The 2,623-nt window shown below is 55.6% G+C and carries 3 protein-coding genes; all 3 read left to right on the forward strand.

Going from position 1 to position 2,623, the window contains the following annotated elements; genetic code table 11:
• Positions 1–1,335: polymorphic toxin-type HINT domain-containing protein (locus AC1D15_RS26145; RefSeq protein ID WP_477828285.1), on the forward strand; the 1,335-nt coding region annotated here is incomplete at its 5' end.
• Positions 1,332–1,838: a hypothetical protein gene (locus AC1D15_RS26150; RefSeq protein ID WP_477828286.1), complete on the forward strand. Its 507-nt coding sequence runs from the start codon at positions 1,332–1,334 to the stop codon at positions 1,836–1,838. The genes AC1D15_RS26145 and AC1D15_RS26150, both read left to right, overlap by 4 nt.
• Positions 1,839–1,910: 72 nt before the next feature.
• Positions 1,911–2,399: a hypothetical protein gene (locus AC1D15_RS26155; protein WP_477828287.1), complete on the forward strand. Its 489-nt coding sequence runs from the start codon at positions 1,911–1,913 to the stop codon at positions 2,397–2,399.
• Positions 2,400–2,623 lie beyond the last annotated feature (224 nt).

Raw genomic sequence — 2,623 nt, forward strand, 5'->3', positions numbered from 1 at the left:
CCGTCGGACCTGCAGGCCTACAACCGCTACAGCTACGTGCGCAACGATCCGCTGGCAAGGACGGATCCGAGCGGATGGGCGGATGACAAGCCGAGCAAGACATGGGAGCCGTTCAAGGGCGGCTATTTCATGACGACGATCATTCTCAATGCACCTGAACCGCGATCTTCGGAGTTGAAGGCCTACATTGCTGATGCCTTTGCGAATGCGAGGTTGCCGAACAATTCCGCAGGTGGAACGACGAGCAGTACATCGACCCTTGCGAGCGCGGCGAGGGACACCGGACGGGCGGCCTACAACGTGGGTATGGAAGCGCACCCGCTGGTCAGCGTTGCAAGCTCGATTGCGACCGCCTACAACATGGCCGGCGAGGTCCTCGGTATGTTGGGCGTGCAGCAGCCTGATCGGATGCCGGTTGCCTCAGAGAAACTGCGCAGCAAATACGAGTCGCCGACCTTTGGTTTGGTTGCCGAGGTGGGCATGKGCCTTCTCGCAGGACGTGCTGCTGGGGGTTTTGGCAACGGCGTGCGGGCTGTCGCCGCCACTGCAGAACGCGAGATGTTTGCGCTGTGCTTCGTCGCGGGGACGTTGGTAAGCACATCAGAAGGACTCAAACCGATCGAACGGATCAGGGTCGGCGATCTCGTGGCGGCGCGCGATGAAATCACAGGTGTCACGCGGTGGCAACCTGTCGTGGGCTTGTTCCACCATCAAGACCAGGCAGTGCTGCAAGTCACCTATGTGAGTGAATCGGGGGAAGAGGAAACCATTGGTGTTACGCCTGAGCATCCGTTCCAGGTTCAAGGCCGCGGATGGGTTTCTGCCGGAGAGCTAGTCGCTGGTGATCGGATCGAGCGCTTGGGCTCAGGTGCTCTGACCGTCGGACACGTGGAGAAGGACGCCTCACGGCATGACACGTACAACTTCGAGGTGGCAGAGTTTCATACATACTTCGTTGGCCGACTTGGTGCCTGGGTGCATAACGCGTGTAAGGTGGAGTTTGGAAGTGGATTGGGCGGACGCCTCGGCAACGAAGCTACTCGTGCGCATGTCGGTGAAGTTGCAACCGAAATGGAACGACGMGGCTGGAAGATCACGGGCGGCGGCGGACGCGGTCCGGAGGAGTATCTTCCTGGACCTGGTGGAGCGCGTCGAGGTTCGTCTTATCCTGACATTACGGCGGTTAAAGATGGCAAAACCCTTCGGCTGAATACGGTAGATACGCGAGCTGACGGTGTCACACTCACTACTCGAGAAGCAACCAACGCGAACAGAATCAGGGCACAAACAGGAGAGCATGTTTTGACGATTCCTAAACCGCGAGATCCAATATGAGCAGAAAGCTGACCCCTTTTTTTGCAACTCATGCTGACTTCGTCGCTGTTGCTCGGCAGATCGCAGCAGTTCGACCAGTCGATTTTGTTCAGGGTGGATTGTTCGCTGAGCCAAAAGTAGTGATGCTGGCCGACGTTGATGGGTTGATCCCATTTGAGACATACCTCATTGTCGATCGTGGCGTCTCAGTCAATCTGCGAGTTGTATCTCAGCGGGCCGGTGGTCAGATGTACGCAGTGGATCAAGTCAATAATCCGCAAACCATTGCATTGCAAACAGGGGGCAGGCACGGCGAGTATCAATTAATTGCCGGGCAGATCGGAACCGTCGGAAATGGCGCACAATCTGACGAGCTATACGCCATTTTTGCGAAAAACATTCGAAAGCAATTTGAGAAGATTAAATCGTTTTATGTCGGACCAGAGGCGGTTTCCATGCTCGATGCCGGTATCAGATTGTCCGCTACGCCGAAGTCTCCCCAAGCCTACGATCTTGTTAGGTAGCGTGTCGGGTCTGAGGTTCGTGCAGGCGCGGCGGAACTCATGGGAGTCACTTTGAGCGATGGGAGTTCTGTTGTGCACATTGAACTGCGTCTCAAGGCAGCGCGCGATTTCGCAACCCGTTCCTACAACTCGAACGAAGACGATGTTCGATCAATCCTGATAGATGTTTGTCGCGCGACGGAGTCTCAGAGTGAATTCGTGCTGTCTGGCTTTGGCCAGCAGCGTTGGCCAGTGGACGTGGGAACCGACTTGCCGGTTTTCCTGGAGCAATTGCCATCTGCGCTTCACGCTGTCAATCAGAATATGGCGACGACTGTTGATTTTTATGAGCAAGGCGTCGAGCGCTCCATCTCGCTGGAACCGTTGGGCCGCGGATATATTGCGACATGTGCGAGTCAGACCGACTGGCAGCCCAATCCTACGACTGAGGATATTCCTGGTGATGAACTGGCGGACATGCTATTGGCAGCTAGAGACGCCTTCATGTCAGTCTTGGTAGAGACGGCTCCCGATTTGGCCAAGCATCCGTGGATACGAAATTGGCTTAGAGGGATGGAATAAGGAGCGGCCTCGAATGGGGTGTGACAAGATTTTAATCCGGCTGAACAAGTGCAAAGTTCCATGCGTCAGACTGTCATCTATTGCAATACGACCGCAGCTGTCACTGAACTGATCATTGAGCCTTGGGCCGAGTTGTACCTTATCGAATCGGGCGCGCAAATTGAAGTAACGGGCGTTGGAGGTGAGGCAGAGTCCTGCTTTGAGATTCACCACGCTGGAAGAGG

The organism is Rhizobacter sp. P2_H2 (genome assembly GCF_056403375.1).

Coding starts and splice junctions, on each gene's coding strand:
- AC1D15_RS26150 (WP_477828286.1), top strand. CDS start 1,332: ATGAGCAGAAAGCTGACCCCTTTTTTTGCAACTCATGCTGACTTCGTC.